Here is a 23,743-nt window from a genome sequence, read left to right as displayed (position 1 = left end):
CCGACGCCATGGCCGTACCCGAGGAGAGCGATGCCCAGCAGCGGTTACACGTACCTCTGCCCGTTCGATGTACTGGAGGAGGGCGTCCCCCGACGGTTCGAGGTGGAGGGGGTGGCCCTCTCCCTGGTCCTGACGGAGAAGGAGCTGTTCGCGATCCACGACGTGTGCTCGCACAGCGCCGTCTCGCTCTCGGAGGGCGAGGTGGACGGCTGCACGGTCGAGTGCTGGCTGCACGGCTCCCGCTTCGACCTGCGCACCGGACACCCCCTCGACCCGCCGGCGACCCGTCCCGTCCCGGTGTATCCGGTGCAGATCGAGGACGGCTGCGTATATGCGCACCTGGCACCGCGGGATTGACCGGTGACGCAGCCGCCGGACGATCCCGCCGATGAGCGCGCCGACGAGCGCGCCGATGCCGCCCGCAACCGGACCCGGCTGTTGGAGGCCGCCGCCTGGCTGGTGGCCGAGCGGGGCGCCGCACACGTGACGATGCACGAGGTCGCGCGGTTGGCCTGCGTGGGCAAGGGCACGCTCTTCCGCCGGTTCGGCGACCGCAACGGGCTCCTGCTGGCCCTGCTGGACGACGTAGAGGGGGAATTCCACGATGCGTACACCTTCGGTCCCCCTCCGCTGGGGCCGGGAGCGCCGGCGAAGGACCGGCTGACGGCATTCGGCCGGGCGTTGATCGAGCGCGTCGCCGACCCCACCGACCTGGGTCCGGCGCTGGGACGCCAGATCCCCGTGGAACGCCGCCGGACCTCGCACTACGGCAGGGCGTTCCATCGCCACGTCTCCTCGCTCCTTCAGGAGGCGGGCGTCGAGGGCGATCACGACATGCTCGCGCACGCCATGCTCGCCTTCACCGACCTGGAGACCATGGACTACCTGCGAGGCGAGCGTCAGGCCACCACCGCGCGGCTGCAGAGCGCCTGGGTGGATCTGGTGCGGCGGGTCACCGGAGCCGACGCGCACTGACCGCCGTGATCAGGCCGACGGGAGGACGCGCACGGCGCCTGCCCCGCCCATGACCTGCGCCTCCTGGACGTCAGCGGCGATGCGGTGGACGACGACATTGCCAGATCCCGGGACAGCCGGGTGAACGCCGTCGCCCTGAGGGAAATGAGAAGGGGAGCCGTCTCCCCGGTAATTCATGTCCAGGGGAAAATTTCTTCCCCCCATCGCGAGTGGACATCATCTCGACACCGGCGAATCATGGTGTGCGGACCGCCGGTCGGCGGATCAGGGGCGAAAAGGGGACAGCCGCCATGGTCGAGACTGTTTCATTCAAAAACAAGGCAGTGGAAATCGCAGGACACCTTCACCTACCGGACGACTTCGACAAGGAAAAGAAGTACCCGGCCCTCCTCGGAGTTCACCCGGCCGGCGGTGTGAAGGAACAGACCATCGGCCAGTACGCGAAGCGACTGGCTGCCCACGGATTTGTCACCGTGGTTTACGACTCCTCCTATCAGGGAGAAAGCGGCGGCGAACCGCGCCTCCTGGAAGATCCGACGACCAGGGTGGAGGACGCCCGCTGCGCGGCGGACTTCCTCACCACCCTCCCGTACGTGGACACCGACCGGATGGGCGTCTTCGGCATCTGCGCCGGCGGCGGTTACGCGATCAGCGTGGCGCAGACCGAACGTCGCTTCAAGGCGGTGGCCACGGTCAGCGCAGCTCCGATGGGCGAAGGCTCCCGGGGCTTTCTGGGGCACCTGTCCCCGGTGGCCGAGCAGATCAAGACCCTGGAAATGGTCGCCCAGCAGCGCACGGCGGAGGCGAGGGGAGCAGCGCCTGTCTACGCCCCGTTCGTCCCGGAGACGCTGGAGGAGATCGACGACAACACGCCGGACCTCCTGCGCGAGGGATATGACTACTACCGGACTCCGCGTGGTCAGCATCCCAATTCCAAGGGCCGTTTCCTGCTGACCAGCATGGACAAGATGTACGCCTTCTCGGCGTTCGACCAGATTCCACAACTGCTGACCCAGCCGCTGCTTCTCATCGCGGGGAGCAAGGCGGACACAAAGGTGTTCAGCGACCAGGCGTACGAGCTTTCCAACGGCCCGAAGGAACTGTTCGTCGTCGACGGCGCGACTCATATCGCCATGTACGACGTGCCCGAGTACATGGATCAGGCGCTCACCAAGATGGTGAAGTTCTTCGCCGTTCTCTAGTCCGTTCTCCAGTCCGTTCTCCAGTCCGTTCTCTAAGGGCTGTCCCGCCGAAGGAATCATTCGAGGAGCACGATCACCATGTCGCATCCCGGTCGGCCCACCGTCGCCATCGCCTTTCATTCGGGCTACGGCCACACGGCCGTCATCGCCGAAGCCGTGGCGCGTGGTGCGGCGGGAGCCGGCGCCGAGGTCGTCTCGGTCTCCGTCGACACCATCACCGACGAGCAGTGGGCACAGCTGGACGGCGCCGACGCGATCATCTTCGGCGCCGCGACGTACATGGGCACCGCCTCCGCGGCCTTCAACACGTTCGCCCAGGCCAGCAGCAAGCGCTGGTTCCCGCACGCCTGGGTGGACAAGCTCGCCGCGGGCTTCACCAACTCCGGCGCGAAGAGCGGCGACAAGTCCTCCACCCTCGGCTATTTCGCCACCCTGGCCGCCCAGCACGGCATGCACTGGATCAGCCTGGGCCTGCTGCCGGGCTGGGACTCCACCAAGGGCAGCGAGGACGACATCAACCGGCTGGGTTTCTTCCTGGGCGCCGGCGCCCAGAGCCCGACCGACGCCGGGCCGGAGGCGGTCCACACGTCGGACATCGCCACCGCGGAGCACCTGGGCGCGCGCGTCGCACGCCAGGCCGCGGTCTTCCGCGCCGGGCTGGCCGCCCTCGCCGCCTGATCACAGGACCTCTTTTCCGCTTTATCCCCCTCGCATCCATCCCCCCGCGCAAGGAGCCCGCCATGTCCGATTCCCCGAGCCTCGCCCTCATCCGCCGGGTCTACGAGTCCCGAATGGCACCCGAGGTCACCAAGGAGGCGATGGCTCCGGACTTCGTCTGGGACATCACCCCCGGCTTCCCGAACAGCGGCGTCTACCACGGCTGGGACAGCGTGGCCACGGACTTCTTCGGCAAGATGACGGGCTACGAGTCCTTCGGCGCGGTGCCCGAGGAGTTCTACGCGGACGAGGCCGGCCATGTCTTCGTCTACGGCCACTACCACGCGGAGACGAAGACCGGGAACACGGCCGACGTCCGGTTCCTGCACCTGTGGACCGTCCGGGACGGCCAGGCCGTACGGATGCGACAGATCGCCGACAGCCACGTCCTCCAGGAAGCCCTCAAGGGCTGACACTCCCCCTCATCAGGAGCTCCCCATGGCGAAGATCCTCTTCGTGATCACCGCGTCCGACCACTGGACGCTGGCCGACGGAACCCGCCAGCCGGCCGGTTTCTGGGCCGAGGAGGCCCTCGGCCCCTACCAGGTCTTCAAGGAGGCCGGATACGAGATCGCGGCGGCGACGCCGGGCGGTGTGCCGCCCACCGCGGACGCCCTCAGCCTCACCGCGGAGTTCAACGGAGGCGAGGAAGGCGCCGAGCGCATGCGCACCGCGCTGCGGGAGGCCACCGAGTTGGCGCACCCGATGCGCATCGAGGACGTCGACATCGACGACTACGTCGCCGTCTTCTACCCCGGCGGCTGGGGTCCGATGGAGGACCTGCCCGACGACGCCGCCTCCGGCAGGCTGCTCACCGAGTGGCTCGCCACCGGCAAGCCGGTCTCCCTGGTCTGCCACGGCCCCGCCGCCCTGCTGGCCACCATCGGCCCCGACGGCACATCCCCCTTCACCGGCTACCGCCTGACCGGCCTGTCCAACGCCGAGGAGAAGCAGAACGGTCTCGCGGACCGCGCAAAGTGGCTGCTGCAGGACCGCCTCGTGGGCGAACTCAAGGCCGACTACCGCGAGGCCGACCCGTTCACCCCGCACGTCCAGGTCGACCGCACCCTCTACACCGGCCAGAACCCGTACTCGGCCGTCCCCCTCGCCCAGGAACTCGTCAAAGCACTCAGCTGACGGGGCTGACGCAAGCGCGGTCCTGATTCGGCAGCCGAGTGCACACTCGGGTGTGTCCTCGGCTGCCGAGTTCTGTGGCTGCTGCTGTGCGACGGCCGCGTGACGGCCTGCGGGGGTCCGGCGAACCTATTTCAAATGCACATGCATAAAACCATGGTGGGCCCAATGACGAATTCCTCCTCCCTCTCCTCTCCCTCCTCCTCTGCGGAAGGCCATCCCTCCCTCGCCGACTGGGTCCGTGCCCTGCTCGACGGCAAGAACTACGCCACCGTCGCCACCATCGGCCCCGACGGATCCCCGCAGAACTCTGTGGTCTGGATCAAGGGCGAGGGCGACACCGTGCTCTTTTCCTCCCTCGGCCATCGCCAGAAGGTGCGCAACCTGCGCCGCGACCCCCGTATCAGCGTCTCGGTCTACGACCTCGCCAACCCCCACACCGCCGTCGAGATCCGGGGAACCGCCGAGATCGTCCCGGACGAGGGCAAGCGCCTCCTGCGCGAGCTCTGGCAGAAGTACCTCGGCGTCGACCTGCCCGCCGCGAAGAACGACGAGGACCGCGTGATCATCCGCGTCGTGCCGCGGAAAATTATCGGTGTTCCGGGGTCGTGAGGTTCCCGCCCGAGGGGGCGGTACGGATGGGGCCGGAGACCGGGAAGCCGGTTCCTGAGGTGTCCGGAGATCTGGGCATCCACCCACCGAGCAGCGCTTGCGCAACAGCCGTGGCGATCTACCGCTGGTCAGCCACCTCGTAGGAGCCGGCGGGGCCCGGATCGGCCCGGTGCGCACGCACGCCCTGGGCCACCGCCCGTTTGCGGGACCGACCACGAACTCAAGAGGATCGTCGCCCCCTGGCCGATCAGCCAGGGGAACGATCCGTCCCCCTCACAAGATGCGGCGTTTGTGCCAGGCTGAAGGTCATGAACCGCAACCCGCATCTGAACGAGCTGGGTGAGTTCCTCAAGGCCCGTCGTGCCGAGCTCACCCCCTCCGATGTCGGCCTCCGCGGCGGGCAACGGCGGCGAGTGAAGGGTCTGCGCCGTGAGGAAGTGGCACTCCTCGCCGCGATGAGCACCGAGTACTACGCCCGGATCGAGCAGGGCCGGCTCCAGGCATCGGCCCCTCTCCTCGACGAGATCGCCCAGGCCCTGCGGCTCAACGACGACCAGCGCACCTACCTCTTCGACCTCGCGGCGAAGGAGCGGGTGCGCCGTTCCGCGTACCGCGAGCGCCAGCAGGTGGACCCGCAGCTGCAGCGCATGCTGGACGATCTCACCACCTCCCCGGCGTTCGTCATCGGCCGGTGCACCGACATCCTCGGCTGGAACCGGCTCGCCGCCGCCCTGTGGACCGATTTCGGGCGCTACCCCGAGCAGGAGCGGGTGTTCGTCCGGCTGCTGTTCACCGAGTCCTGGATGCGTGAGCTGTACGTCGACTGGGAGGAGGTCACCCGGCTGGCCATCGCCCAGCTGCGCATGGAGAGCGCGCGCTACCCCGACGACCAGCCTCTCACCGCACTGGTCGAGGAACTCTCCGCCCGTGACGCGCAGTTCCGGCAGTGGTGGACCGAACACGACGTCGCGATGCGGGGCAAGGGCGTCAAGAAGCTGCGCCACCCGGTGGTGGGCGAGCTGACGCTCGACTGGAACACGCTCACCTGCGGCACGGACCCCGACCAGCACATCATCGTGTGGAACGCCGAACGCGGCACTCCGTCCCACGACGGGCTGCGCCTCCTCGCTTCCTGGACCGCCGACCAGAAGCCGACGGCGTCCGCCGGAGGTGCTTCAGCTTCTTGAGGCTGCCTGTCCCAAATGCCGGTCCGCGAAGAGGTCCCGGAGGGCGTCGACGGACTCCTCGACGGCGCCTGGCTCGGCGCTCTGCGCGGCCGCCGAGGCGCACCGGCTCCTCGCCGCGGGCGCGATCCCCGGGGGCGTGCAGGGCTCCAGATGTGGGCAGGCGGCGGAGCTCCCGGTGGCTGGGCGGCGGGCCGCCTGAACCCAACCCGGAAACCTCAAGCTGCCGCACCCTGTGCGGGCTGGTCCGGGTCCTCCGCAGTCCAGGACGCCAGGAGCACAAGCCCGTCGTGGGACGGGGCCCCGGGATCGGCGGTCGCGATCACCAGCTTCTGTGTGGGGTCTGCGGTGCAGGTCAGGCTGTCCCAGTCGAGGGTGAGGTCGCCGACGATCGGGTGGCGCAGCCTCTTGGTGCCCATCCGCAGGCCGTTCATCTGGCGGCCCGCCCACCACTGCCGGAAGTCGGCGTCGCCGACCGACAACTCGCCGACGAGTGCGGCCAGCCCAGGGTCGCCGGGGTGCCGGGCGGCCTCCAGGCGCAGATGGGTCACACAGGTCCGGGCGTTCGTCCTCCAGTCGAGGCAGAGCTCCCGGAAGGCGGGGTCGGTGAACATCAGCCGCGCGTAGTTGCGCTTCCTCGCGGGGATCTTGTCGAAGTCGGTGAGCAGAGCCGCGGCCAGCGGATTCCAGGCGAGGATGTCCAGGTGCCGGCCGATGACGAGTGCGGGGGTCGTGGTCAGCTCGTCCAGGATGCGTCTGAGCTGCGGGTGAACCTTCTGCGCCGGCCGGCGGCGTGGTTCGCGCGTGCCCCTCGCTGCCAGTTCGAACAGGTGGTCGCGCCGGGCGTCGTCGAGGTGCAGGACGCGGGCGAGCGTGGCGAGCACCGTCGTCGGCACGGGGGCGCGCCCCTGTTCCAGCCGCGTGTAGGCGTGGGTGCTGATGCCCACGAGTTGAGCGACCTCCTCACGGCGCAGCCCGGGCACTCGCCGGGGCGCCCCGGACTCGGGCAGACCGACGGTCCGCGGGCTGAGCTGGGCCCGGCACACCTTGAGGAATTCTCCCAGTTCAGGCGATTGCGCTTTGGTGTACATAGCAGCGAGTGTCGCAGTATTCAGCCGACATGTAAGGGGGAGGTTTTTCTCCCAGGTCTGTCGTCTGTTCTCCGCGAATCGGCAGGGCCGGCGAGATCGTCCTATCAGCCGGCCTGACCGGCCGTGAGGCCGCCGGGGCGACCGGTGGCCCGCGCGGCGAGGGCGCGCAGTCCGTCGTACGACGGCGTGCCTGGCTCCGCCGTCCAGACGACGAGTTTCTGATCGGGATCGCTGCCGCAGACGAGGGTGTCCCAGTCCAGGACGAGTTCGCCGACGAGAGGGTGGTGGAACCTCTTGACGCCCGGCCTGCGCGACGGCGCGCGACGGCTTCCCCACCATTGCCCGAAGTCGCTGTCCTCCACGGAGAGTTCGCCGACCAGGCTGATCAACTGCGGATCCTCGGGGTGTTTCGCGGCCTCCATGCGCAGATGGGACACGCAGTCACGGGCGACGGTCCGCCAGTTCGCGTAGAGCGTCCGCATGGAGGGATCGGTGAAGAGGATGCGGACGCAGTTCCGCCTGCCTTCCGGCACCTTCGCGAAATCGGTGAACAGGGCGACGGCGAGCGGATTCCACGCCAGGACGTCCATACGGCGGCCGATCACCACGCCGGGACTCCAGGTGAGATCGTCGAGCAGGCGGCGCAGCTGCGGGTGCGCCTTCTGCGCGGCCGGCCGGCGGTGTCGTGCCCGTTGCCGGCCGACCAGCTCGAACAGGCGGTCACGCTGGTGATCGGACAGGTGCAGGACATGGGCGAGCGTGGCCAGCACCGACACCGACGGCTGGATGCGGCCCTGCTCCAGCCGTGTGTAGTAGTCGGTGCTGACGGAGGCGAGCAGGGCGACCTCCTCCCTGCGCAGGCCGGGCACACGTCGGCCACCGGTGTCGGGCAGACCGACGGTGCGCGGGGTCAGCTCGGCCCTGCGCGCCTTGAGGAATTCTCCCAGCCCATTCGGATGCGCGTCGCCGGTCATGGCGCCAGTGTGGCAGCGCTCGGCCGCCGGGAGGGGGGTAAGGATTTTTCCCCTGGATAAAGGGCTCCCCGGATGGAATTCTCCCCTTTGCAGGTTCCCGGGAAAGCGACAAAGTCGGTGACCTGTTCGGCGACTGCAATGATGAGCGGCCTCTGGAATCCAGTATTGCCGTGGAACGCGGAGAACCATGAAGTCCCCCCACCCGAAACCACGCCAGGAGCACCACCTCATGTCCGAACGGAAGAAGTTCACGCCGCCGGCCATCCAGGAGTTCGCCCCCAAGCTCGCGGAGGTGACCGACACCGTCCTGTTCGGCGACATCTGGGCGCGGCCGGGCCTGTCCCCGCGCGACCGCAGCCTCGTCACCGTCACCGCTCTGGCCTCCCTGTACCGGGCCGACCAGCTCGGCTTCCACCTCGGCAAGGCCTTGGAGAACGGTGTCACCAAGGACGAACTGATCGAGGTCATCACCCATCTGGCCTTCTACGCCGGATGGCCCAACGCCATGACCGCGATGACACAGCTCAAGGAGATCGTGGAGAAGGCCGACCAGTCGGGTTGACGCCTCTTCGCCGCCCGCACGTCGCGAGCTCTCCCCCCACTCCCCCCCCCACACACACCGCCGTCGTACGCCCGCGACAGCACGTCAGCACGACAGTCACGACGAGAGCCGGGAAGGCACCATGCGAGCAACCATCATTCACGCGCCGGGTGACATCCGGGTGGAGAACGCCCCCGAGCCGAAGATCACGGCACCGACCGACGCGGTCATCCGCACCGTCGCCACCTGCGTGTGCGGCTCCGACCTGTGGAGCTACCGGGGCGTCCTGCCGGTCGCCGAACCGCAGCCGATCGGCCACGAGTACGTCGGTGTCGTCGAGGAGGTCGGCAGCGACGTTTCGACCGTCAGGCCGGGGCAGTTCGTCATCGGTTCCTTCGTGGCCTCCGACAACGTCTGCCCGATCTGTCAGGCCGGCTACCAGACCTCCTGCCGGCACGCGCAGTGGGTCAACGGCGCCCAGGCCGAGTACGTCCGCATCCCTCTCGCCGACGGCACCCTGGTCGCCACCCCGGAGCAGCCGGACGAGGAGCTGATCCCGAGCCTGCTGACCCTGTCCGACGTCATGGGCACCGGCTGGTACGCCGCCAGGGCCGCCGAGGTCGGGCCCGGTTCCACGGCCGTGGTCGTCGGTGACGGCGCGGTCGGCCTGTCCGGGGTCATCGCCGCGAAGGAACTGGGCGCCGAGCGCATCGTCGCCATGAGCCGGCACGCCTCCCGGCAGAAGCTGGCCCTGGAGTTCGGCGCCACCGACATCGTCACCGAGCGGGGTGCGGAAGGCGTCGCCCGCGTCAAGGAGCTGACGAACGGCGTCGGCGCCGACTCGGTCCTCGAGTGCGTCGGCACGCAGGAGTCGATGCATCAGGGCCTGCAGTCCGCGCGTCCGGGTGGCAACGTCGGCTTCGTCGGCTTCCCGCACGGTACGCGGATCGACGGCCAGGAGCTCTTCTTCTCCCACGTCGGCCTGCGCGGTGGCCCCGCGCCCGTGCGCGCCTACCTTCCCGACCTGATCGACCGCGTCTTCGACGGCCGTATCAACCCGGGCAAGGTCTTCGACCTCACCCTGCCCCTGGACGAGGCAGCCGAGGGTTACCAGGCGATGGACGAGCGCCGCGCCATCAAGACGCTGCTGCGTCCGTGATCGTGACTCCCATGACCCGCGTCGACGCGGCGTAGCGGAGCAAGTACGGCCGTTTCGGCGGCGCGTACGTCGATCCCATGGTGGCGGCACGTTCCACGACGCTGCGGCTGCTGCCCAGATGACCACGGCGGATGACCACGACGGATGACCAGGACGTTCCCCATGCAGCCAACTGAGCCGCCACCGCCGGCCGGCCCCGCACCGGAGTAAGTGTCATGCTCGGTCTCGAACTCGTCGTCGTCCTGGGTGCGGCGGTGCTGGCGGGGAACTTCCTGGGACAGCGCCTCCGTGTCGCACCACCCGTCGTGCTCCTGGTCCTGGGCGCCCTCATCGGCCTCGTCCCGGCCGTCCGCCAGACCCAACTCCCGCCCGAAGTGGTGCTGTTGCTCTTCCTCCCCGTGCTGCTGTACTGGGAGAGCCTGACCACGTCGATGCGGGAGATCCGGACGAACCTGCGCGGCATCGTCCTGCTCAGCACGGTGCTGGTGATCCTCACCGCAGGTGCGGTGGCGGTCGCCGGGCACGCACTCGGGCTGCCGTGGGGACCGGCGTGGGCCCTGGGCGCGGCTGTGGCGCCGACCGATGCCACAGCGGTGAGCGCCCTGGCGGGTTCCCTGCCGCGCCGTCAGATCACGGTCCTGCGTGCGGAGAGCCTCGTCAACGACGGCACCGCGCTGGTGATCTACGGCCTGGCGGTCGGCATCACCGTGGGCGAGGAACACCTCACCCTCCCGCATGTCGGCGCGCTGTTCCTGCTCGCCTACGGCGGCGGAGCCGCGGTCGGCGTCGCGGTCGCCTGGGTCAACATGAACCTGCGCCGCCGGCTGGACGATCCCCTGCTCGGCAATCTGGTCATGATCCTCGCCCCGTTCACGGCGTATCTGCTGGCCGAGTTGATCCACGCCTCGGGCGTCCTCGCGGTCGTGGTGAGCGGCCTGATCATGGCCCAGGTGGCGCCCGGCCTCATCCGCGCCGAACACCGCCGACAGGCGCTGGCCTTCTGGCCGCTGGCCACCTTCATCATCAACGGCGCGCTGTTCGTCCTGGTGGGAGTGGAACTGCAGTACGCGCTGCACCACCTGAGCCGGTCCGACCTCACGGACGCCCTCATCGCGATCGGGGCGGTCAGCGCGGTCCTCGTCGCGGTCCGCTTCGCGTTCCTGTTCTCCTCCGCCTACCTGATCCGCGCGATCGACCGGCGTCCCGAGCAACGGCTGCGGAGAATGAGCGACCGGGCACGTGTCGTCAGCGGGCTGGCGGGGTTCCGCGGCGCGGTGTCGCTGGCCGTGGCCCTGTCGGTGCCCGAGACCCTCGACTCCGGAGCGCCCTTCCCGGACCGCGCCTTCATCGTCTTCGTCACCTCCGGCGTCATCGTGGTGACCCTCGTGGTGCAGGGGCTGCTGCTGCCGGGCGTGGTGCGCTGGGCCCGGCTGCCCCGCGACACCTCCGTCGACGAGGAGCAGATCCTCGCCGAGACCACGGCGACCGAGGAGGCCATCAAGGCGCTCCCGCAGCTCGTGGCCGAACTGGGCACCACCCCCAAGGTCGCGGAGTGGCTGCGCCAGGAGTACGAGGCCAACCTGGCGACCGTACGCGCGCGGGGCGCGGGCACCGACGACGATCCCGCCCTGCTCCACAACCGCCACTACTCCGACCTCCGCCTCGCCCTCATCTCCACGAAGCGGGCCACCGTCGTCCGTCTGAGGGACGAGTCACGGATCGACGACACCGTGCTCCGCCGGCTTCAGGCGGCCCTGGACAACGAAGAGGTCCGGCTGACCGGAGGCGAGCAGGTGGAGTAGGCGCAGCAGCCTCCTGAACCTCCTGGCCTCGACGACCCAAGCCCAGGCCCCCGCCCACGGGAAGGAATCCCGCCGCCATGACCTCCGGCCTCATCGACGTCCACGCCCACCTCCTGCCCGACTTCTACGTCGAGCAGGCGACTGCGGCGGGCCACGCCCACCCCGACGGCATGGGCGGCTGGCCCGCGTGGTCCGTGCGAGCCCATCTGGAGCTGATGGACCGCAACGGCATCTCGACCGCGATGCTCTCCCTGTCCTCTCCCGGCGTGCACTTCGGCGACGACAAGGCGGCCCGCGTCCTCGCCCGGCGCGTGAACGAGTACACCGCCGAAGTGGCGCGGGACCACCGGGGCCGCTTCGGCTCCTTCGTGTCGCTTCCGCTGCCGGACGTGGACGGCGCGTTGGAGGAGATCGCCTTCGCCTTCGACGAACTGGGCGCCGACGGCGTGGCGTTGCTGACGCACACGCACGGTGTGTACCTGGGCGACGAACGCCTCGACCCGGTGTTCGCGGAGCTGGACCGCCGGGGGGCCGTGGTCTTCCTGCACCCCACCTCACCCGTGTGCTGGGAGCAGTCCGCTCTCGGCAGGCCGCGTCCGATGGTCGAGTACATCTTCGACACGGCCCGCACCGTCACCGACCTGGTGATGGCGGGCGTCCTGACCCGTCACCCGGACCTGCGGGTGATCGTCCCGCACTGCGGCGCCGCGATCCCTGTCCTGGCCGACCGCATCAACGAGTTCATGCGGCTCTTCGTGCCGTCGCGGGAGGCGCCCCCGCTGGACGCCGTGCAGCAACTGCGCGCCCTGTACTACGACATCGCGGGCACGGCCTTCCCGCGCCAGGTTCCGGCCCTGCTGAAGCTGGTCGGCCCGGACCGCGTGCTGTTCGGCAGCGACTACTGCTGGACGCCGGCGCCGCTCGCCGACGCCCACATCGCGGCGATCGACGCGGCCGAGCCGCCGGCGGAAGACGCGACGTGGCGCTCGCTCACCACGGCGAACGCCACGCGCCTCTTCCCGCAGGCGGGGCCGCGGTGAAACATCCACAAGGAGGAAGCATGCACACGCGAACCCTCGGACGAGACCTCCAGGTCTCCGCCATCGGCCTCGGCGCCATGGGCATGTCCCAGAGCTACGGCCCGAACCCCGGTGACCGGAGCGACATGATCGCCGTGCTCCGTGGGGCCGTCGATCGGGGGGTGACGTTCTTCGACACCGCGGAGGTGTACGGCCCCTACGTCAACGAGGAACTCGTCGGAGAGGCCCTGGCCCCGGTGCGTGACCACGTGGTCATCGCCACCAAGTTCGGATTCCGCATCGAGGACGGCAGGCCCGTCGGACTGAACAGCCGGCCCGAGCAGATCCGCTCCGTCGCGACGGCCTCTCTCAAACGGCTGCGGGTCGAGCGGCTCGACCTGTTCTACCAGCATCGCGTCGACCCGGAGGTGCCCATCGAGGACGTCGCGGGCACGGTGGGCGAACTCGTACAGGAGGGCAAGGTCCGCTGCTTCGGGCTTTCGGAGGCCAGTGCGCAGACGATCCGGCGTGCCCACGCGGTCCACCCGGTGACGGCGGTGCAGAGCGAGTACTCGTTGTGGACCCGGGATCCCGAGCCGGAGGTTCTGCCGACGTGCACGGCGCTCGGCATCGGATTCGTGCCCTTCAGCCCGCTCGGCAAGGGGTTCCTGACCGGAGCGGTGGACGCCTCGACACCGTTCGCGGCCGACGACGTGCGTACCACCATTCCCCGGTTCACGGCCGAGAACCGGGCGGCGAACCAGGCACTCGTCGAGCACATCGGCGCCCTCGCGACGGCCAAGGACGCCACACCGGGGCAGGTGGCCCTCGCCTGGCTGCTCGCCCAGCACCCGTCGATCGTGCCGATCCCCGGAACCCGGCGCACCACGCGCATCGAGGAGAACGCAGGCGCCACGCGCGTCCCGCTCTCCGCAGACGAACTGTCGGACCTCAACGAACTCGCAGGACGGGTCGGGGTCAAGGGAGACCGTTACAACGAGCACCACATGTCGCTGGTGGACAAGTAGGGGACCTGCTCAGCTCTCCTACGGTCGCAGGAGCACCTTGCCGCGCGCATGGCCGGACCCGCTCAGCTCGTGCACCCTGGCGGCGTCGGCGAGCGGGAAGCTCCGGTCCACGCGCACGCGCAGCCGACCGTCGGCGGCCAGACGGGCGTAGTCGGCGAGCTGAGGCCCGAACCCGCTGCTGAACGCCTGCGACGCGGTGATCCACCACGGCGACTCGGTGATCCACCACGGCGGCGCGGTGATCCACCACGGCGGCGCGGACAGCCTGATGACGGCGGCCGCACCGGTCGCCGACTTCGAGGCCCTCGTGACAGCTCCCCGCTGACCGGGCGCGGCCCGCCCCGGCCGGCAGTCAGCGCCGTCCCGGCGTCACGAAGTCCTTCACGACCTCGGAACCGCTCCAGCGCTGAAGGACAGGTGCCGGGCGGCCCGCAGGCTTCTGGGCCGCGGCCCACAGAGCAGTGAGGGCGGGGCCGAGGAGTCTGCGGGGGCCGGGGGGCTGAGGGCCGGGCGGGGGCCGGGGTGGTCAGGTCGCGCAGCAGCTTTCGCGGCGGATGATGTGGCCGACCGCTTGCCAGTGCTCGCTGTCGCCGTCCGCCGGGCCGGCGGTGAGGTGGTGGGGGCCGACCAGGTCCTCCTGACGGTGCACGATGCCGTCGCGCATCACCCAGGAGACGCGCGTCAGGTCGGTGAAGTCCTGGAAGGGGTTGCCGTCGATCACCGTGAGGTCGGCCAGCTTGCCGGATTCCGCCGTGCCCAGATCGTCGTCGACGCCGAACATCCGGGCGGGCACGACGGTGGCGGTGCGCAGGGCCTGTGCGGGGGAGAGACCGGCGTCTGACGGCCGCCGTAGATGTTCTGGTACGGGTGGGTGTGCGAGTCCCACAGGCCGGGGATGACGGTGGAGCCGGAGGCGTCGATCCGCTGTTCTCCTTGCCGCCCCGCACCGGAGCGGTGCGGTTCGACGGCGGTGATGCGGTTGCCGGTGATGACGATGTCGACGTCCTCGCGGACGGTGTCCCCGGTGCCGTCCCACAGCCGCCCGGCGTGCACCCGGGTCACGTCGGTGCGGGGCGGCAGGCGGCGGGCGGTCGCCAGCCGGACCGGGAGGGTACGGCGGCCGGTGCCGTCCCGGTTGATCATCCTCAGTCGGCCGCCGGAGAGGTGGAGCAGGCGGCGGGAGTCGCCGGACCACGACGGGTGGTCGGCCGGTTCGTCGGTGATTCGCTGTGGCCGACCGGCGGGTGTGCCGTCCGGGTCGACGGGCAGGACCCACAGCGCCGACTCCACGACCAGCGCCAGGGACGTTCCGTCGGGTGACCAGACCGGTCCGCTGTCGCAGCGGTCGGACACCGAGGTGTGGGGCAGCGGCAGGAAGGCTCTGGACGACCCGTCCCGGGTGTCGATCACCCGGATCACGTTGTAGCCCTCGCGGAACCGCTGGTTCAGCCGGTTGCGGTCGCACACGGCGATGTACCGGCCGTCCGGGGACCAACTGGGACGGCCCGGCAGGCCGTTGCCGCCGAGGGGCGTGGCGAGCTTGGTCTCGGCGCCGGATGCGACGTCGACGAGGAGGAGGTTGCCGGTGGTGTCGTGACAGGCGAGCCGGGCGCCGTCGGGAGAGAGCGCCGGGTTGAGGCGCCCGCCGGTGGCCAGGACCGTGTCCTCACCGGTGTCCGGTGAGAGCCGGTGGACGGCGGCCAGACCGTCGCCGCCGGCGTCTCCGTCGTACGAGTAGACGATGCTCCTGCCGTCCCTGGCCCAGGACGGCATCTGCACATACCGGGAGGCGGCGGCCTGGAACAGCTTGCGGGGCCGGCCGCCGATGGGCATCAGCCACAGGGCGTTCAGGGCGGCGAAGACGACGGATCCGCCGTCGGGCGATAGCGCCGGGAGGTGGATGCCGCGCACCGGCCTGCGGGCGGTGGAGTCGAAGTCGCGTGCCTTGCGGCGGTACACGGGCCTGGGGACATCCAGCGATGCGGTGAACGGGATGTCCCCGGCCGGTTCCAGCGAGGGGCTCAGGTCCTTGAGCCGGCCGTCGGCGAAGTAGAGCAGGCCGCCGTCCGGCGTCCAGCAGGGCGGCAGCGGCGAGACGTCCTCGGTGCCCGAGACCGTCCGGCCGTCCACGACCAGGACCGACGTCGCGGCGACGAACTGGGCCCCGCCGGCGGTCCACACGAAGGCCAGGCGGCCGTCCTTGGAGACGGCGGGGCACATCAGCGTGCCGGAGTCCACCGTGCGCACCGTGGTGACCTCGCCACCCGCGGCCGGTATGGCGGCGATGGTCCGCGCTCCGGAGGCGTCCGCGCGTACGAACAGGATCCGGTCGCCGTCCGGGTGCCAGGCAGGGTCGTAGTCCTCGACGTCCGGCCGACTGGTCAGACGGGTCAACTCACCGGTCGCCACCTCGACGGTCCAGATGTCGTACGAACTGCCCCGCACCGGGTCCCCACCGCGCTCGGAGGCGAAGGCGATCCGCGTGCCGTCCGGTGACCAGGACACACCCCGGTCGTCCCACGGGCCGGAGGTGAGCCGCCGCGGGTTCGAACCGTCCGGGGCCATCGTCCACACGTGGAAGCCGCCGCCCTTGTAGGAGCAGAAGGCGATCGCCGAGCCGTCCGGCGACCAGACGGGACGGGTCGGTTCGAGGTCGGGAGCGGTCAGCGCGGTTGCCGTTCCCCCACTCCGGGGCAACGCCCACAGCACACCCTGCACCTCGATGACGAGCCGGTCGCCGTCGGGCGAGACGGTCGTGGAGGCGTTGGTGGCTGTGGTGAACGTCAGCGTCCGGGCATACGGGCCGACTTCGTCGGGCTCGCCCGCCGACGGGGCGAGGGGTGATGCGGCCGCCGCCGGGAGCGCCGAGAACGGAACGAGCGCGGTACCGACACCCCCCAAGGCCGCCGCTCCCAGGAACCCCCGCCGGGTGACACCCGCGGGGAGCCGTCCCGCGGTCATCCCGTCGGATCCGTCGGGATGAAGGTGCGCGGGCGCGCCCGCCAGGGGGGCGGTCGGCTCTTCGTCGGCGGATTCGCCGGGGAATCCTTGCGCGGCTGTGATCATGAGGAGAACTCCAGGGGTGTGGGGGAACCTGACTGGCATTCACACTGCTTGCATGGCCAAAGAAGACCGGCGGGGGGGGGAAGTGACCAAGCCTCAACCCTCCGGCGCCCAGAGGATACTGCTCGCCTACGAACGAGGCGCTGGTACAGCAGGCGTTCCTTCGCCGTGGCGAAGCGGACGGGCGTGCCTCGGGTGACGTCCGGGATGCGGGCCCCGGAACCGCGGCAGTCCTCACCTCGGGTGGGATCTCGTGGGTGAGAACGGCGGGTGGCCCGCCGGAGCATCTGGCGAGGGCAGGAACGATCCGTCTCGGGGCTCCGCCGCTCCCTCTGTCGGCGGCCCGGTTCCAGGCGCCGCGGGCGCAACAGGATCCGCAGACGCCGATCCGCAGCGACCCACGCTTCTCGCATCTACCTCCCCCCCCCCCGTTACCTTTTTCGTGGCTCCGCAAAGGGGCCTCCGGCCTTCGGGTCCGGCATGACTTCCCCCTCCTGTTGTTGATGATCCGGGGGGTGGTGTCACCGGGCCCGGGAGGTGCCGTCGGAGACGCTGATCAGAGGTCCGGCCACCGCCCGGTCCGGCGCCACGCCGGACAGCTCGCGGGCGGCAGGTCTGCATAACGTGGATGCGCGCGTACGACACCACTGCCGAGGCCGGCACGATCAACTCCCCTGGAAGGGCGCGATGTTCGACACCGAAGACGTGGGCGTGTTCCTCGGCCTGGACGTCGGCAAGACCGCTCACCACGGCCACGGGCTCACTCCGGCCGGGAAGAAGGTCTTCGACAAGCCGCTGCCCAACAGCGAGCCGAAACTACGGGCCGTCTTCGACAAGCTGACCGCGAAGTTCGGCACCGTGCTGGTGATCGTCGACCAGCCCGCATCCATCGGCGCCCTCCCCCTGACCGTGGCCCGGGACGCGGGCTGCAAGGTCGCCTACCTGCCCGGCCTGGCCTGGCCATGCGACGGATCGCCGACCTGTATCGCGGCGAGGCCAAGACCGACGCGAAGGACGCAGCGGTCATCGCAGACGCGGCCCGCACCATGCCGCACACCCTGCGCTCGCTGGAGCTCACCGACGAGATCACCGCCGAGCTGACCGTGCTCGTCGGCTTCGACCAGGACCTCGCCGCCGAGGCCACCCGCACCTCCAACCGCATACGCGGCCTGCTCACCCAGTTCCACCCCAGCCTCGAACGCGCCCTCGGCCCCCGCCTCGACCACCAGGCCGTCACCTGGCTCCTGGAGCGCTACGGCTCACCGGCCGCCCTGCGAAAGGCCGGCCGCCGCAGACTCGTCGACCTCGTCCGCCCCAAGGCGCCGCGCATGGCCCAGCGGCTGATCGACGACGTCTTCGACGCGCTCGACAAACAGACCGTCGTCGGGCCCGGCACCGGCACCCTCGACATCGTCGTACCCTCCCTGGCCGCCTCGCTCGCCGCCGTCCACACCCAGCGCCGGGCCCTGGAAGCCCAGATCAACACCCTGCTGGAGGCGCACCCTCTTTCCCCGGTCCTGACGTCGATGCCCGGCGTCGGCGTCAGGACCGCCGCCGTCCTGCTGGTCACCGTCGGCGACGGCACCAGCTTCCCCACCGCCGCCCACCTCGCCTCCCACGCCGGCCTCGCCCCCACCACGAAGTCGTCGGGCACCTCCATCCACGGCGAACACGCCCCAAGGGGCGGAAACCGGCAGCTCAAACGCGCCATGTTCCTCTCCGCCTTCGCCTGCATGAACGCCGACCCCGCCTCCCGCATCTACTACGACCGCCAGCGAGGCCGCGGAAAAACCCACACCCAAGCCCTCCTCCGCCTCGCCCGCCAGCGCATCAGCGTCCTGTTCGCCATGCTCCGCGACGGCGCCTTCTACGAGACCCGCGTCCCCGAAGCAGCCGCCGCATGACCCTCGGCCTTACCTGTGGTCGCGGTGGGACGCCCCACTCCCTCGAAGGACAACCCCATGAGTTCGCCTGGTATCGAAGTTCCTGACGCCCTGGTCGCGTCGTACACGAGGAACGGTGGTGAAGAGGAACGGACCTGGATCGCCCGGCTACCCGAGCTGGTGGCGGAGCTGCTCGACCGATGGGAACTGGAGCGTGACGGAGGCATCGGGTCCGGCGAGGCCTCACTGGTGGTGCCGGTGCGCCGCACGGACGACACCCGCGCCGCGCTCAAACTCCAGATGCCCCGCCAGGAGACGGCCGCCGCGCTGATCGGGCTTCGGGCGTGGAACGGCGACGGCATCGTGCGGCTGCTCGACCACGACCCGCAGAGCAGCGTCGTGCTGCTGGAACGCCTGGACGGCTCACGCACTCTGGCTTCCTTCGAGGACGACGACGTGGCCATGAGCGTCTTGGCCGGACTTATGGCCCGGCTGCACTCCGTCCCGGCGCCCGAGGGCCTGCGCGGCCTCGGTGACGTCGCGCGCGACATGCTGGCGTCCGTGCCGGCGGCCGTCGCCGCCCTGCCGGACCCTGAGGACCAGCGGCGGCTGCACGGCTGGGCCTCGGCAGTCACCGAGCTGGTCGGCGAGCCCGGCGACCGGATGCTGCACTGGGACCTGCACTACGACAACGTGCTCGCCGCCGAGCGCGAGCCGTGGCTGGCCATCGACCCCGAACCCCTCATCGGCGACCCGGGCTTCGACCTGTGGCCGGCGCTGGACACCGGCTGGGAGAAACATCACGCCACCGGGGACGCTCCCCGGGTGGTGCGGCGCCGCTTCGACCTGCTGACCGAGGCGCTCGGGCTGGACCGCCAGCGCGCGGTCGGCTGGACCCTGGCCCGGTTGCTGCAGAACACACTCTGGGACATCGAGGACGGGCGGACCACCATCGACCCCTCCCAGACCGCCGTGGCCAAGGCTCTGCCCCGTCACTGAACACTTCACCACCGAGCGCGACACACCCCCAAACCGCCCCAAAACCAACATGGGCGCCTTGACGAAAGACATAGAGGCACCTCCCCCCAGGCCGGAGCAGGAGGCGGCATGCCAGGCACCGACAGGACATGGCCAAGTGGCCCTACACGCCGGCACAGGGAACAGAACGGTCCAACAGACCTCGCCCCCTGCCCCTCCACTTCCACCCGCCTTGCGCCCCGAGCCGCAGAAACAGCAGGCCAGAGGCACTCCGGCTCGCCGCCCCGACCTCCTACGCCTATACGGAGGCCCCTCGCTGACGCACATCCGCTAGGCTGTCCCTGGTCAGTCGTTGGTACGTCGCGTTGTCCGCCCAGGTAGCACTGCGGCACCCGTCGAACCGCGTCTGACCAGCGGGCTTGTACACCGAGGCCGAAGATCCACTCGCCGGGTTTTCTCCAAGGTTTCCTACAAGCCCCCGCCTTCGTAGCTCAGGGGATAGAGCACCGCTCTCCTAAAGCGGGTGTCGCAGGTTCGAATCCTGCCGGGGGCACAACGCATTACGCCGCTGACCTGGTGTTTCTCCCTCAGGGAGGCGCTCCATTCGGCCTCGGACTCCTCGTCCGGGGCCGTTTGCGTGAGCGGTTGTGAGCGGACGGAGAGTTGATCTCCGGAATATCTCCCAACGGATCAGCATCATCCGGCGCGGACTCCGGGCTGGGATGCTGCGCGTCGTCGGGCTCAGGCTCCGCTTCAAGGGGGTGTTTTCGGAGATGGCGCGGGCGCACGGGACGAGCCGGGCTGCGGCCTCGGCGATCGCCGGGTCCGCTTCGGGGAGCAGGCTCGTGTACGTGTCGGCCGTGATGGTGATCGAGGAGTGGCCGAGCATCTCCTGGATGTCCTTCAGGTCGGCCCCGGCCTCGTGGGCGAGGGTCGCGGCACCGTGGCGGAGGTCGTGGAGCCGGACCGGCGGGAGGTCGATCTCCTCGTACAGCTCGATGAACCGCCGTGTGACGTTGGCGGGGTGGAGCAGCTCGCCGTTCTCCTTGGTGAAGACGCGGCCGGTCTCCACCCAAGCGCTCTCTTCCTCCGGGATCGGAGGAACGTGCGAGGCTTTCCCTGATCACGCTGTCGCTGGCGTGCAAAGCCGCCGTCAGTTCTCTTCGCAGCTCGTCCGGAAGGATCCCGGCGCCGAGGGCGCAGGCGCGCACCAGCGCGCGACAGTCCTGCACTTGCCGGTCCGTGGCGATCTCGGTGAACAGGGGGTGAGCCAAGTTCTCGCGAGCCGCATAGCCGTCTTCGGCGTCCGTCGTCCTGCGGTGGAGGTCCTCGACGATGCGGTGCGCGGCGAGCGCCTCGGCGGAACCGATCGCGTCGAGGACCGTAAGTCCGAGCCGGGTGTCGAAGACGGTCATTCCGGGTTCGGTCTTCCGTCCGGAGTAGACCGTCACCAGGTCCGCCAGGTGGCCGTCGATCTGCTGCCCGGCGTCGCGGCGGCATAGAACGGTCAGGCATGCCGTGACTGCTTGCTCCCACGCATCGCCGGGCACCGTGTCGGAAAGGAGGGCAGCGGCCCACGCGGTGTCACCCGCAACGAGGGCGGCGAGTACGGCGACCTGCCGACCGTCGAGCATCCGCTTGCCGATGCCATGGTGGACGTCGATGTGCGCCAGCGCCTCGGCCCATCGCCCCTCGGTGGTGAGGGTGCGCGTGCCGTCCGCGAGGAGGACGCGCCACAGCCACGCGCGAACTTCCTGGCGGTCTTCGCCGGTCGCAGTGAGGTCCGCAGGTACGTTGACGCCCTCGAACCGGCCAGCTGCGCCCGCCTCGACGGCCTCGTACAGATCGAGGAGTCGCTGACGGCCCTGATCGGTGTGGCCGGCGCGGATCTGGAGGCGAGCGAGATTGACGACCGGTTCCAGTCCTCGGATCGCGCTCATGCCGGGCAGGGGGCAGGCATGAAGGTAGGCGGCGGCGTGCTGGTGACACATCTCGCGGGCGAGGTCGGGGAGGTCGATGTCGGAGGCGATGAGGGCGGCCTGGTTGTAGACGGCCGATGCGAGCCCCTGATCGGTCTGTTTCGCCGCGGTCTCGGCCAGGTCGACGAGCGCACGTACGCGTTCAGGCAGGGGCAGGCAGGCGGGGCGGAATCGGGCGACGAGCGGGAAACGCTGGGCTACGGGGCCGTGCGGGTCCATGGATCCCCCGGGTCGAGAGTGAGAACTGCTGAGGTGGCGACGGTGCCCGCCGGCAGTGTGTCGGCGGGCACCGTCCGCTACGCGTACGGCGTTATCGCCAGTCGACGACGATGCGGTTCAGCGGCGTGTCGAGGGCGAAGAGACCGGGGCGCCGCTCGATCTCGGGGGCGTCGAGGGGCTGGATCTCGAACGTGGCCTCACGGCCTCGGTACTCCCTGTCCCAGGTACGGACGGTGTCGGCGACCTTCGCGGCCAGCTCGTCGCTGCCGGGGCCGTGGCCGATGACGCCGAACTCCCAGAGCCTGTCGCCCTCGGGGGTCTTCTCCTTGGACACGCGCCGGGCGAGGTAGGTGACGGCACCCTTGTCGACGACCGCAGTCGACGAGGGGTAGGGGTCCTCAGTGAGCAGCGTGCCCTTGGCGCTCCGGGGGAACAGCATCCGGATCAGACCAGAGGGGAAGCAGCAGGTGACGAACAATTCCATCCACTCCGGCGACTCCATGGCGCGGACCGTCATGCCGGTCCACTCCTCGGTGCGCGGCTCGTCGAGTACACCTGCGAGGGCATCGGCGTCGATGCTGAGCCCGGCGGGGGCCTGGAGTCGTACGGCGCCGTCCGCGCTGAGCGGGATCACTCGGCGGTCGTCGTCGGCGATGCCCCGCCGAAGCGGCATGAAGGTGTTCATCTCGCTGCCCAGGGAGACCCATCGGTCGTCACGCTGCTCGTAGGCGATGGAGCGGGACACCGTGCCCTTGAGGCGCTGGGGGACGAGGAGCCGGCCGCCGGGGGCGAGCTGCTGCAGCCAGGCGTGCGGCACACCGTGCGCGCCCACAGTGGCGATGATCCGGTCGTACGGCGCGCCTTCGGCGTAGCCGATTGCTCCGTCGCGGGTCACGGCCTCGACGTTGGTGATCCCGGCGGCGGCGAGGTGCGCACGAGCGCCTTCCACGAGGTCGTCGTCGACGTCGACGGTGGTCACGTGTCCGCTCTCGCCGACCAGGTGGGCGAGCAGTCCGGCGTTGTAGCCGGTGCCGGCGCCGAGTTCGAGGATGCGCTCGCCAGGTTGGGCTTCGAGCTGGTCCAGCATGAGGGCGACGACGCCGGGCTGGGAGGCGCAGGAGATGGACGTGCCGTCGGTGTCGTACTTGATGTGCACCGGTGCGTCGGCGTAGGCGTCTTCGAGGGACGCCTCGGGCACGAACACATGGCGGGGCACGGTCCGCAACGCGGTCTCGACGGCGGGCGTGCGGGCGTGTCCGTCCGCGCGAAGCTGGTCGACCAGGGCGTTGCGGAGGCGCTCGGCGTCCGCCGTGGGGGTGGTGATCGTGTCGGTGTTCACCGCGCTGACGCTATCGATGTCGGCCGTGGCCTCGGTGGGCGACGCAGTGTTGTCACTCGTTCCCATGACTACCTCTCGTGCAATGTGGGACAGGGCGCTCTGGTCGTCCCGGAGGAGACCGGCGCGGTTGGCGTGGAAGATCACGTGGTGGGCGATGATGGCTCGCAGGCCACGGGTGAGGGCGCCGCGGCCTGCGAGAGCAGCGAGAGTGGTTCCGGCCCGTTCGAAGGCGGTCACCCATTCCTCGTGAGCGTGGAGTGGGCCACCCGGACGGCAGAGGCTGTGGGCGTCGACGGTCATGAGCTTGCGCATGGCCGGAGCCAATTCGGCGGCTCGTTCGGGCGATTGTGGAGCGATGGCCGGTCGAAGGGCCGCGACCTTCGCCCATACGTCGCTCTGTTCGAACCAGTCGAGTCCAGCGCCGCGCATCATGACGCCCGCCAGCAGGACGGCGGTCTCCCGGCGTCCCAGGTGCATCGGGCTCGGCTGGTAGGTGAGCAGGTGGCGGGAGTCGCTGTGGAACAGTTCGTGGGCTACGTCCATGGCCTCCGGGCCGCCGAACGTGTCGGTCTCGGGCTCGTAGACGCAGGGCGGGCACGACACGGCCACGCCGTCGCCGATGAGATCGCTCAGGAGCGACTCAATGGCTGGTGAGGGCTTGTCGGCGAGGTAACGCAGCGGCCAGGGCTGCTTCTTCATGAACCACCAGCCGGTGAGCTGCTCGTCGGCCTCGGCCTCGATCAGGGTGGGGCCGAGGCGTTCGGCGATGACGCGCCGGGCAATCTCGCGGTCGACGAAGGTGATGTTGTGCTGCTGCCAGCGGTCGGGAGGCATAGAGGTCCTT

At 70.0% G+C, this 23,743-nt stretch carries 21 protein-coding genes, 1 tRNA gene and 3 pseudogenes; 17 read left to right on the top strand and 8 right to left on the bottom strand.

The annotated features are described in order from the left end of the window. Window positions 1-30 precede the first annotated feature (30 nt). From ACZ5SK_RS11900 to ACZ5SK_RS11865, 8 genes are all read left to right on the top strand, one after another. Window positions 31-357: a non-heme iron oxygenase ferredoxin subunit gene (locus ACZ5SK_RS11900; protein ID WP_361706010.1), complete on the top strand. Its 327-nt coding sequence runs from the start codon at window positions 31-33 to the stop codon at window positions 355-357. Window positions 358-360: 3 nt separating this feature from the next. Then, window positions 361-975 carry a TetR/AcrR family transcriptional regulator gene (locus ACZ5SK_RS11895; RefSeq protein WP_334579241.1) on the top strand — a complete coding sequence of 205 codons (615 nt, stop codon included), beginning with the start codon at window positions 361-363 and terminating at the stop codon, window positions 973-975. 290 nt (window positions 976-1,265) lie between these two features. After that, on the top strand, window positions 1,266-2,177 hold the full coding sequence (locus tag ACZ5SK_RS11890) for an alpha/beta hydrolase (protein ID WP_468575886.1): 912 nt from the start codon (window positions 1,266-1,268) through the stop codon (window positions 2,175-2,177). Between the two features lie 78 nt (window positions 2,178-2,255). Continuing rightward, on the top strand, window positions 2,256-2,855 hold the full coding sequence (locus ACZ5SK_RS11885; RefSeq protein WP_468575884.1) for a flavodoxin family protein: 600 nt from the start codon (window positions 2,256-2,258) through the stop codon (window positions 2,853-2,855). Window positions 2,856-2,917: 62 nt separating this feature from the next. Continuing rightward, window positions 2,918-3,307: a nuclear transport factor 2 family protein gene (locus ACZ5SK_RS11880; protein WP_468575883.1), complete on the top strand. Its 390-nt coding sequence runs from the start codon at window positions 2,918-2,920 to the stop codon at window positions 3,305-3,307. A gap of 25 nt (window positions 3,308-3,332) precedes the next feature. Then, entirely contained in the window at window positions 3,333-4,031 is a 699-nt protein-coding gene (locus ACZ5SK_RS11875) for a type 1 glutamine amidotransferase domain-containing protein (RefSeq protein ID WP_334579238.1), read from the top strand. A gap of 165 nt (window positions 4,032-4,196) precedes the next feature. Then, the gene (locus ACZ5SK_RS11870; RefSeq protein ID WP_334579237.1) at window positions 4,197-4,640 is read left to right on the top strand and encodes a PPOX class F420-dependent oxidoreductase; all 444 of its coding nucleotides are present in this window, start codon (window positions 4,197-4,199) and stop codon (window positions 4,638-4,640) included. Between the two features lie 308 nt (window positions 4,641-4,948). Beyond that, a complete protein-coding gene (locus ACZ5SK_RS11865) occupies window positions 4,949-5,827 on the top strand; it encodes a helix-turn-helix domain-containing protein (protein ID WP_334579236.1) in 879 nt (292 codons plus the stop codon). Window positions 5,828-6,042: 215 nt separating this feature from the next. Here ACZ5SK_RS11865 and ACZ5SK_RS11860 read toward each other — a convergent pair whose 3' ends face one another. Next, entirely contained in the window at window positions 6,043-6,915 is an 873-nt protein-coding gene (locus tag ACZ5SK_RS11860; RefSeq protein WP_334579235.1) for a helix-turn-helix transcriptional regulator, read from the bottom strand. Between the two features lie 104 nt (window positions 6,916-7,019). Further along, window positions 7,020-7,889: a helix-turn-helix domain-containing protein gene (locus ACZ5SK_RS11855; protein WP_334579234.1), complete on the bottom strand. Its 870-nt coding sequence runs from the start codon at window positions 7,887-7,889 to the stop codon at window positions 7,020-7,022. A gap of 229 nt (window positions 7,890-8,118) precedes the next feature. Here ACZ5SK_RS11855 and ACZ5SK_RS11850 point away from each other — a divergent pair, with 229 nt between their 5' ends. From ACZ5SK_RS11850 to ACZ5SK_RS11830, 5 genes are all read left to right on the top strand, one after another. Beyond that, window positions 8,119-8,451: a carboxymuconolactone decarboxylase family protein gene (locus ACZ5SK_RS11850; RefSeq protein WP_334579233.1), complete on the top strand. Its 333-nt coding sequence runs from the start codon at window positions 8,119-8,121 to the stop codon at window positions 8,449-8,451. A gap of 121 nt (window positions 8,452-8,572) precedes the next feature. Then, window positions 8,573-9,589, top strand: coding sequence for a zinc-dependent alcohol dehydrogenase family protein (locus ACZ5SK_RS11845; RefSeq protein ID WP_334579232.1), 1,017 nt, complete (start codon window positions 8,573-8,575; stop codon window positions 9,587-9,589). 215 nt (window positions 9,590-9,804) lie between these two features. Next, window positions 9,805-11,391, top strand: coding sequence for a Na+/H+ antiporter (locus ACZ5SK_RS11840; protein ID WP_468575880.1), 1,587 nt, complete (start codon window positions 9,805-9,807; stop codon window positions 11,389-11,391). A 77-nt stretch (window positions 11,392-11,468) separates the two neighbouring features. Beyond that, window positions 11,469-12,431, top strand: a complete 963-nt coding sequence (locus ACZ5SK_RS11835; protein WP_468575879.1) for an amidohydrolase family protein — start codon at window positions 11,469-11,471, stop codon at window positions 12,429-12,431. A gap of 20 nt (window positions 12,432-12,451) precedes the next feature. Beyond that, window positions 12,452-13,438 carry an aldo/keto reductase gene (locus ACZ5SK_RS11830; protein ID WP_468575878.1) on the top strand — a complete coding sequence of 329 codons (987 nt, stop codon included), beginning with the start codon at window positions 12,452-12,454 and terminating at the stop codon, window positions 13,436-13,438. A gap of 18 nt (window positions 13,439-13,456) precedes the next feature. Here the strand turns inward: ACZ5SK_RS11830 and ACZ5SK_RS11825 are convergent, their stop codons facing one another. Beyond that, window positions 13,457-13,639: a zinc-binding dehydrogenase gene (locus tag ACZ5SK_RS11825; protein ID WP_443041344.1), complete on the bottom strand. Its 183-nt coding sequence runs from the start codon at window positions 13,637-13,639 to the stop codon at window positions 13,457-13,459. Here ACZ5SK_RS11825 and ACZ5SK_RS11820 point away from each other — a divergent pair. Continuing rightward, complete coding sequence (locus ACZ5SK_RS11820) at window positions 13,635-13,763, top strand: hypothetical protein (protein WP_334579228.1); 129 nt, start codon at window positions 13,635-13,637, stop codon at window positions 13,761-13,763. The two genes, ACZ5SK_RS11825 and ACZ5SK_RS11820, sit on opposite strands and share 5 nt — an antisense overlap. A 201-nt stretch (window positions 13,764-13,964) precedes the next feature. On the opposite strand, the gene ACZ5SK_RS11815 is transcribed toward ACZ5SK_RS11820, so the two are convergent. Both ACZ5SK_RS11815 and ACZ5SK_RS11810 read right to left on the bottom strand, forming a co-directional pair. Beyond that, window positions 13,965-14,219, bottom strand: coding sequence for a hypothetical protein (locus ACZ5SK_RS11815; RefSeq protein WP_361706033.1), 255 nt, complete (start codon window positions 14,217-14,219; stop codon window positions 13,965-13,967). Window positions 14,220-14,272: 53 nt separating this feature from the next. Further along, a pseudogene (locus tag ACZ5SK_RS11810) lies at window positions 14,273-16,399 on the bottom strand (amidohydrolase); the annotation flags it as partial. Window positions 16,400-17,188: 789 nt separating this feature from the next. Here ACZ5SK_RS11810 and ACZ5SK_RS11805 point away from each other — a divergent pair. From ACZ5SK_RS11805 to ACZ5SK_RS11795, 3 genes and pseudogenes are all read left to right on the top strand, one after another. Further along, a pseudogene (locus tag ACZ5SK_RS11805) lies at window positions 17,189-18,405 on the top strand (IS110 family RNA-guided transposase). A 57-nt stretch (window positions 18,406-18,462) separates the two neighbouring features. After that, entirely contained in the window at window positions 18,463-19,383 is a 921-nt protein-coding gene (locus tag ACZ5SK_RS11800) for an aminoglycoside phosphotransferase family protein (RefSeq protein WP_468575875.1), read from the top strand. A 459-nt stretch (window positions 19,384-19,842) separates the two neighbouring features. Next, window positions 19,843-19,915: transfer RNA gene (locus ACZ5SK_RS11795), tRNA-Arg, on the top strand. On the opposite strand, the gene ACZ5SK_RS11790 is transcribed toward ACZ5SK_RS11795, so the two are convergent. The 3 genes and pseudogenes from ACZ5SK_RS11790 to fxlM all read right to left on the bottom strand — a co-directional run bounded on the left by ACZ5SK_RS11790 (window position 19,877) and on the right by fxlM (window position 23,733). Beyond that, on the bottom strand, window positions 19,877-20,434 hold the full coding sequence (locus ACZ5SK_RS11790; protein WP_457494334.1) for a tyrosine-type recombinase/integrase: 558 nt from the start codon (window positions 20,432-20,434) through the stop codon (window positions 19,877-19,879). The genes ACZ5SK_RS11795 and ACZ5SK_RS11790 overlap by 39 nt on opposite strands. 19 nt (window positions 20,435-20,453) lie before the next feature. Further along, window positions 20,454-21,560: pseudogene (locus tag ACZ5SK_RS11785) on the bottom strand (hypothetical protein); the annotation flags it as partial. A 91-nt stretch (window positions 21,561-21,651) separates the two neighbouring features. Next, window positions 21,652-23,733 (bottom strand): methyltransferase, FxLD system, encoded by a 2,082-nt coding sequence (gene fxlM, locus ACZ5SK_RS11780; protein WP_334579158.1) that lies wholly within the window; start codon window positions 23,731-23,733, stop codon window positions 21,652-21,654. Window positions 23,734-23,743 lie beyond the last annotated feature (10 nt).

The organism is Streptomyces sp. NPDC031474, assembly GCF_055581185.1.
Note: the sequence above shows the minus strand (reverse complement) of the source record. Positions and strands in the feature narration are given on the sequence as shown.